Annotated in this window: 1 protein-coding gene; it reads left to right on the top strand. The window is 41.0% G+C overall.

What is annotated here, in order from left to right:
- A partial coding sequence (locus AC27G3_RS18175) for a hypothetical protein (RefSeq protein WP_487124051.1) occupies positions 1 to 253 on the top strand: 253 nt, incomplete at its 5' end.
- Positions 254 to 680 lie beyond the last annotated feature (427 nt).

Raw genomic sequence — 680 nt, forward strand, 5'->3', positions numbered from 1 at the left:
GGCGTTAGGTTGTCAGGGAGATAACATGAAAATAATCAATTTAGCTATCGGAGCTGTTTTTACATGGTTTGGCGGTGAAAAAGTTACTTCTGAAAACCCAGATGTTGTAGGCTGGATTCTTTTAGTTATAGGTATTGTTACTATATTATCAGCGTTTTCTTCTTCTAATAGCAGTGGTTCTGGCTGGGGCGGTGATGGCGGCTCTGGTTGGGGGGATTCTGGTGGAGGCGATTGTGGCGGTGGTGGTGATTAGCCAACCTAACAAGGGTTTTCAAGTCGGACAAATTACAGTTGGCTTTTTGTTCGTGCCTCACTTATTTTAGCCAACAGCAATTTGCCGCTTAAAACGGCGTTAGTTTGCTATTAATTTTTACTAAGGAAAGTGGTTTCAAACTCTGGTTAACTTGTTAATCGAAGTGGTCAATCACAGGAAGTGTCTAGGTTTTACTTGTCGCGTTTAGCGTTCAAACTTCCATGTAATGTAAATCCCTTTAATTCTTAACTTTTCAATAGTTTATTGGTAATGTTGCGTTAACAAAGGTTACGGTTGTTTGTTTTAGTAAAGTGGGGCGGTCAAGCCGCATCAAGTCCGCATAACTAACAAGCAAATTAACAGGACTAAAAACAGCGGGCTCTTCGCTTCGCTCAAGTTTAGCCCACTATTTTTAGCCCGTTATTTG

Source organism: Colwellia sp. SU-HH01217 (genome assembly GCF_057543495.1).